The sequence below is a fragment of the Verrucosispora sp. ts21 genome (assembly GCF_002879555.1).
Lineage (GTDB): Bacteria > Actinomycetota > Actinomycetes > Mycobacteriales > Micromonosporaceae > Micromonospora > Micromonospora gifhornensis.
The window spans coordinates 20,982-27,986 of the sequence record NZ_PNOZ01000074.1 but is presented as its reverse complement, the minus strand read 5'-3'; the positions used below and the strand labels follow the sequence as shown (position 1 = coordinate 27,986).

The following is a 7,005-nucleotide window of genomic DNA, read 5'->3' as shown; positions in this document are numbered from 1 at the left end:
AACGTCTATGTGACTCGTCTGAACAGGTGCTTTGCGGTGCCGCCCCGGTGCAGCACCTTCGCGGACTATGTCGGGGACGTGGGGGGTTACGTCGCCGCCCCATTTGGCCACGTCCTTGACGAGGCTTGAGGAGAGGAAGGAGTAGAGCGGGTTGGTGGGCATGAACAGGGTCTCGACGCCGGCCAGGCCGATGTTCATCTGCGCCATCTGCAACTCGTAGTCGAAGTCGCTTACCGCTCGGATTCCCTTGATCAGCACACTTGCCTGCTGGGCTCGGCAGAAGTCCACCAACAGCCCGCGGAAGGACTCCACCCGGACGTTGTCGTAGGAGGCGGTCACCTCGCGGAGCATGGCTATCCGCTCCTCGACGGTGAACAGTCCGGTCTTCGACTGGTTGATCAGTACGCCGACGATCACCTCGTCGAACAGCCGGCTGGCCCGGCCGACGATGTCGAGGTGACCGTTGGTGACCGGATCGAACGAGCCGGGGCACACCGCACGTCTCATGATCGGCGACCGTACCAAAGCGTGGTCTCGCCGTACCGACGACTGCGCTGGCCAGTGATCCCCTCCACCCAGTCGACCGGCCCGCTGCGGGTGGAGCGCTCCACCACCACCATCGCGTCCGGGGCCAACCAGCCACCGTCGACCAACGCGGTGAGCATGGCACGCACCCCGTCGTCCGACAGCGAGTACGGCGGGTCGGCGAAGACGACGTCGTACGGTTCGCCGCCGTCCGGGCCGGCCGCCAGCACGGTGCTGACCTTCCCGGTGACCAGCCGAGCGGCGGGTGCCGCCCGCAGGATGGCCATGTTCTCCCGGATCACCCGGGCCGCCCGGGCGTCGGATTCGACAAGCAGCACATGCCCGGCCCCCCGGGACAACGCTTCGAGGCCGACCGCGCCCGAGCCCGCGTACAGGTCGGCGAAGCGCGCCCCGACCAGGTCGAACTCCGCCTGCACCGAACTGAAGAGCGCCTCGCGTACGCGATCGGCGGTGGGTCGAGTGCCGGAACCCGGCGGTACGGCGATGCGCCGGCCACCGAGGCTGCCGGCCACGATCCGGGTCATCGCCGCCTCCCGACCATGCCTCGGGGGCCGCCCCCACACCCGCGCACGCCGTCGAGCCTGCTTCTGCTCATGGCGCCGACGCTACGCGACCCCCGGGTGACCCCCGCAACGAACCACACCGCCTGAAGTCGCTCAGATCGATCGCACGCGATGCAGACCGCCCCCGGCAAATCACTCTACGTAGATCAAGCATTTCATGTTCATCACATCATCCTTAGTGATCGCTGAGGGCTGTCTCGATATCGACGATCTCGCTAGGGTCTGCCCGATAACCGGCTCATCGATGCCGGATCACCGCACGGGAGGCATCCTCTCCGGCGCGGCACAGCTCCGCCGACGCCGTCCGTTCCTCCCGCGCCGCCCCTGACGCTTCTTCACCCCGGGAGTACGCGTGTTCCGACCCAAGCTGTCGCTACGGCGACCGCTGGCTGTCCTGGCAGCCGCCATCATCGGCTCGACCGGTGCAGCGGTGGTGGCGGCCACTCCGGCCAGCGCCCACCACACCACGATCACCGGCACCGTCGACTGTGACCGACTCACCGGCGAGCGGGTGATCACGTGGACCGTGGTCAACAGCGAGCGCCACAAGACCGCCACCATCACCAGTGTCACGGCCGATCCGGCGACCCCGGTCCTGCTCGTAGCTGAGGGTACCGACGGCACCGCCGAGCTCAAGGGCACGCCGATTCCGAAGGCCGGCCAGGTCCAGGGGGTTCAGCGGGTCCCCGGCGACGCCCAGCGCGCCACGCTGACTGTGGAGGCCGCCTGGTTCCAGAAGGGCGACTCGCAGCGCAAGAAGCCTCCGACGTCGAAGGACCACAAGACGATCGAGCTCGGCGCCGACGGCGCGTGCGCGCCGGCACCGAAGTGCGTCGACGCCGGCGACGCCAAGTACAGCCACGAGTTCAACGGCGAGGAGGGCACCGCGACGGTGAAGCTGGCCGGTGACCTGCCGCTGTGCGGCGAGGAGAAGCAGTACTTCACCCTGGTGTCGTACTTCGCGCCGCGCCCGCAGTTCGCCACCCCGCAGTACGTCTACGGCACGCCGGACAGCGATTTCCTCGGCGGCACCCAGACCGAGATCGAGCTGAAGGTCGACGTTCCGGACTGCCACACCCAGGTCGACCTGATCTGGGGTGGGGTCGACGAGGTCATCGACCCGCTTGTGGAGAACGGCCCCCGCTACGGCTCCAAGAAGCTCGGCGACCGGGGTGCTCCCGGCAACCGCTCGACCGGCCCGCAGGGCTGGTACAACGGCGGTGACAAGAACTGCACCACTCCGGCGGCCACCTTCACCTCCGCCTGCGACGGCACCGTCACCGTTTCGCTGAGCAACGACGGCTCGATCTCCAAGTACCCGGTCGAGTTCGAGGTCCGGGGCGAGAACGGCTTCTCCGAGAAGGTCACCGTCGAGCCGGGCAAGGCGAACAACGAGACCGTGGTGCCGGCCGAGCACGCCGGCGCGATCGAGGTGCTGGTCGACGGCGAGGTGATCGACAACGGCAGCTACGAGTGGGAGCACCCGGAGGACTGCCCGCTGCCGACGATCACCGCCGACGCCACCTGTGAGACCTTCGCGCTGACCGCGTCGAACCCTGAGGGCGCCCAGCCGGTCAAGGTGGACTTCACCTACGGCGACAAGACCGAGAGCCGTACGGTCAAGCCGGGCTCGTCGGAGTCCGTCACCTTCCCGGCCGGCGACGACGAGGCCGCGCTGGTCTCCCTGCCGGAGCTGGAGCTGGAGCTGGAGGTCGTCTACGCGCCCGAGGGCTGCGGCGGTGGCGGAGGTGGCGAGGAGCCGCCCGGCCTGCCGGTGACCGGTGTCGCGGCCGGTGGCATCGCCGCAGGCGCGATCGTCCTGCTGGCGGTGGGCGCGGTGCTGTTCGTCATGGCACGGCGGCGGCGGATCCACTTCACCGCCTGAGCCGCCCCTGAGGGTGCCCTCGCCGCACTGAGGACACCCCGCAACACCTGACCCGAAGGCGCGTCGACCGGTGGTCGACGCGCCTTCGGCGTTCCCGCCCCATGACGGCAGTCGCTCGATCCGGGATCGAGTGCGATCACACAACGCCCAAGCGGGAGACGGGTGGGTCAGCCCTTTTCGAGGTACTCGGCGCGGTCGGCGTCGACCAGGGCCGCCACCGAGGCGGCCAGCGCCGGCTGGCGGGTCAGCTCCGGGTCCTCCTCGACAAGCGTGATCGCCTCCGCCCGCGCGTCGCGGATCAGATCGGCGTCCCGCAGCAACGACAACAGCCGCAGGTGGGAGCGCCGCCCGGACTGGGCGGAACCCAGCACGTCGCCTTCGCGCCGCTGCTCCAGATCCAGCTCGGCGAGCTTGAAGCCGTCAGTGGTGGAGGCGACGGCGTCCAACCGCTCCCGGGCGCTGGTGCCCTCGGTCGCCTCGGTGACCAGCAGGCAGAGCCCGGGGGCACTGCCCCGGCCCACCCGGCCGCGCAGCTGGTGCAGCTGGGAGACGCCGAACCGGTCGGCGTCCAGCACCACCATCATCGTCGCGTTGGGTACGTCCACACCGACCTCGACCACCGTGGTGGCCACCAGCACGTCCAGCTCACCGCCGGCGAAGGAGCGCATCACCGCGTCCTTCTCGTCGGCGGGCAGCCGGCCGTGCAGCACGCCGATGCGCAGCCCGTGCAGGGGTCCTTCGGCCAGCAACGGCGCGACCTCGGTCACCGCCAGGGGCGGGCGTCGACCGGTGTCGTCCACCGCCGGTGGTTCCTCCTCGGCACCGGCCGTGGAGTCACCGATGCGCGGGCAGACCACGTACGCCTGATGGCCGTTGGCGACCTCCTCGCGCAACCGACGCCAGGCCCGGTCCAGGAAGGCCGGTTTCTCGGCGGCCGGCACCACGTGCGAGGCGATCGGTGACCGACCCCGGGGCAGCTGGGAGAGGGTGGAGATCTCCAGGTCGCCGTAGACCGTCATGGCGACCGTCCGAGGGATCGGCGTGGCGGTCATGACCAGCACGTGCGGGGGCTTTTCCGCCTTGGCCCGCAACGCGTCGCGCTGCTCCACCCCGAACCGGTGCTGCTCGTCGACCACCACCAGACCGAGGTCGGCGAAGTCGACGCCCTCGTACAGCAGGGCGTGGGTGCCCAGCACGATGCCGGCGGCACCGCTGGCGACCTCGGCCAGCGCGCGCCGTCGGGCCGCCGCGCCGAGTGAGCCGGTGACCAGCTCGACCCGGGTGGCGTGCTCGGCGGCGCCCAGCTCACCGGCTTGGGCGAGCGGGCCGAGCAGGTCGAGCATGCCCCGGTAGTGCTGGGCGGCGAGCACCTCGGTCGGGGCGAGCAGCGCGGCCTGCCCGCCCGCGTCGACCACCTGGAGCATGGCGCGCAGTGCCACCACGGTCTTGCCGGAGCCGACCTCGCCCTGCAACAGCCGGTGCATCGGATGCTCGCGGGCCAGGTCGGCGGCGATCTCCGCCCCCACGTCGCGCTGACCACCGGTCAGCTCGTACGGCAGCCGGGCGTCGAAGGCGTCGAGCAGGCCACCCGGACGCGCCGGCCGGGCCCGTGCGGGTGAGGCGGCGGCCTGGTGCTTACGCCGGACCAGGGTCAGCTGCACGGCGAACGCCTCGTCCCACTTCAACCGCCGACGGGCCCGGTACAGCTCCTCGCGGCTGGACGGCCGGTGGATCTCCCGCAGCGCGCCGCCCAGCCCGACCAGGTTCCGGCTGGCCCGTACGCCCGCGGGCAGCGGATCCTCCGGCGGTGCCACGGTGTCCAGCACCACCCGGACGCAGCGGGCGATCACCCAGGTCGGTACGGCCGCGGCAGCCGGGTAGACCGGGATGAGTGCCCCGGCGAACTCCTCGATCTGTTCGGTGGCCGCCGCCTCGCCGTCGGTCTGGTCGCCGAGCAGGACGTACTCCGGCCCGTTGAGCTGCCGTTTGCCCCGGAAGTCGGTGACCTTGCCGGCGAACAGTCCCCACCGGCCGGGCCGCAGTTCCCGTTCGCGCCACGCCTGGTTGCCGAAGAAGGTGAGGGTGAGGGTGCCGCCGGAGCCGTCACCGACGGTGACCTCCAGCAGGTTGCCCCGGCGCTGCCGCATCGGGCGTACGGCGGTGCGCTGCACCTGGGCCAGCACTGTGACCTGCTCGCCGACGTCGAGCGCCTTGATGTCGGTGTGTTCGCCACGCTCGTCGTAGCGGCGCGGGAAGTGGTAGATCAGGTCACCGGCGGTGTGCAGGTCGAGGTGGCCGGCGAGGGCCTTCGCGGTCTTCTCGCCGACCAGCTTCTTCAGCGGCGTGTCCATGGTCGACGCCTCTGCGGTCATTCGACACCCACCAGCAACGGATAGCGTGGCTGCCCGCCCGGATACGTCTGCACCTCGACGAACGGCCACCGTCGGGTGATGTGCGTGCACACCGCGTCGGTCAGCCCGTCCGGCGCGTCCGCGCCGACGAGCAGGGTGACCATCTCACCGCCGCCACCGAGCATGCCGTCGACCAGGGCGACGCAGGTGTCGATCAGATCGGTGCCGATCAGGTGCACCTCCCCCTCGACCAGGGCGAGCACGTCGCCGGTGCGGCAGGGGCCGGCGACCGTGAGCGCATCGCGCCCGGCGTGGCACACCTCGGCGTACCGGCAGGCCCCGGCGGCCTCGGCCATCGCGATCACGTCGTCCTCGAAGTGGCGGCGTGGATCGCGTACGGCGAGGGCGGCCAACGCCTGCACCGGTGACCGGGTGGGCACCACGCTGACCTTGACGCCCGCCCGGTGCGCCTCCTCGGCGACCTGGTTCGCCACCGCCTGCGCGTCCGGGTCGTTGGGCAGCACCACCACCTGGGCCGCCCCGGTGCCGAGCACCGCCTCCAGCAGTTCCCCCGTGGAGGGGTTGCCGGGCACCACGACCGCGCCTTCCCCGGCGAACAGCTCGGCGATCCCGGCACCGGCGGCGACCACCACGGCGGCCCGGCCGTCGGACACCGGTGCGGGGGCGGGTGGGCGCTGGTCGGCGAAGCGGGTCACCGAGATCTGGTACGGGCGGCCGGCCACCACACCCGCCTCGATCGCCGCCCCGACGTCGTTGACGTGCACGTGGACCTGCCAGGTGTCCTCGTCGCCGACCACCACCAGGGAGTCACCGAGGGCGTCAAGCGTGTCGCGCAGCCGGGCCACCGCCTCGGGCTCGGCGTCGAGCAGGAACTGCACCTCGTAGGCGTACTCCGGGGAACCGGTCTCCCGGGCGGCGGTGGCCGGCGGCGGCACGCTGCGAGCGGCGGTGGGTGCCGGCCCGGGTCGCTCCGGGCTCTCCCCGGTGATCACCTCGACCAGGGCGTCCAGCAGCAGGCACAGCCCCCGCCCACCGGCGTCGACCACGCCGGCGCGGGCCAGCGCCGGCAACTGCTCGGGGGTACGGGCCAGCGCCTGCGCCGCGGCTCCGGCCGCCTCCCGGGCGACGACCGGCAACTGCTCGCTGTCGGCCTGCTCGGCCGCGCCGGCGGCGGCGGCGACGACGGTCAGCACGGTGCCCTCCACCGGGCGGGCCACCGCCGCATAGGCCGCGCTGGTCGCGGCACGCAGCGCGGCGGCCAACTCCGGACCCCCGACCGTCGGGGTGGTGGCCAGCGCGTCGGCGAAGCCGCGCAGGATCTGCGACAGGATGACGCCGGAGTTGCCCCGGGCGCCGAGCAACGCCCCCCGGGCCATCAGCCGCAGCGCGTGCCCGTGCGGGGTCGCGGCGCCGTCGGCGACGGTGTCGAGGTCCATCGCCAGCGCCTGCTGCGCCGAGGTGAGCGTCAGCACCAGGTTGGTGCCGGTGTCGCCGTCGGGCACCGGATAGACGTTGAGATCGTCGATCTCCCCCTGGTGCCGCTGCAACGCGGCCAGCCCGCTGGCGCACCAGCGGCGCACGGCGGCGGCATCGAGGGTGTCCAGCACGCTGGGAAGCCTACTGGCGTACGCTGACAGTC

The 7,005-nt window shown here is 71.8% G+C and carries 5 protein-coding genes; 1 reads left to right on the top strand and 4 read right to left on the bottom strand.

Annotation, left to right across the window (positions count from 1 at the left end):
- Both coaD and rsmD read right to left on the bottom strand, forming a co-directional pair.
- Positions 1–507 (bottom strand): pantetheine-phosphate adenylyltransferase (coaD, locus tag C1A38_RS24925; protein ID WP_102660155.1); only part of this gene is annotated, 507 nt, incomplete at its 3' end.
- Positions 504–1,070 carry a 16S rRNA (guanine(966)-N(2))-methyltransferase RsmD gene (gene rsmD, locus C1A38_RS24920; RefSeq protein ID WP_102660151.1) on the bottom strand — a complete coding sequence of 189 codons (567 nt, stop codon included), beginning with the start codon at positions 1,068–1,070 and terminating at the stop codon, positions 504–506. The genes coaD and rsmD, both read right to left, overlap by 4 nt.
- A 391-nt stretch (positions 1,071–1,461) precedes the next feature.
- On the opposite strand from rsmD, the gene C1A38_RS24915 reads away from it, so the two are divergent.
- Entirely contained in the window at positions 1,462–2,994 is a 1,533-nt protein-coding gene (locus C1A38_RS24915; protein ID WP_102660150.1) for a cell wall anchor protein, read from the top strand.
- A 167-nt stretch (positions 2,995–3,161) separates the two neighbouring features.
- On the opposite strand, the gene recG is transcribed toward C1A38_RS24915, so the two are convergent.
- Both recG and C1A38_RS24905 read right to left on the bottom strand, forming a co-directional pair.
- The gene (recG, locus tag C1A38_RS24910; RefSeq protein WP_102660149.1) at positions 3,162–5,366 is read right to left on the bottom strand and encodes an ATP-dependent DNA helicase RecG; all 2,205 of its coding nucleotides are present in this window, start codon (positions 5,364–5,366) and stop codon (positions 3,162–3,164) included.
- Positions 5,363–6,973, bottom strand: coding sequence for a DAK2 domain-containing protein (locus C1A38_RS24905; RefSeq protein ID WP_102660148.1), 1,611 nt, complete (start codon positions 6,971–6,973; stop codon positions 5,363–5,365). Before C1A38_RS24905 ends, recG begins: the two co-directional genes overlap by 4 nt.
- Between the last annotated feature and the right edge of the window lie 32 nt (positions 6,974–7,005).

Bases quoted from the DNA above. Each gene is read 5' to 3' on its own strand.
- rsmD (WP_102660151.1), bottom strand. From the start codon at position 1,070: ATGACCCGGATCGTGGCCGGCAGCCTCGGTGGCCGGCGCATCGCCGTA.
- recG (WP_102660149.1), bottom strand. From the start codon at position 5,366: ATGACCGCAGAGGCGTCGACCATGGACACGCCGCTGAAGAAGCTGGTC.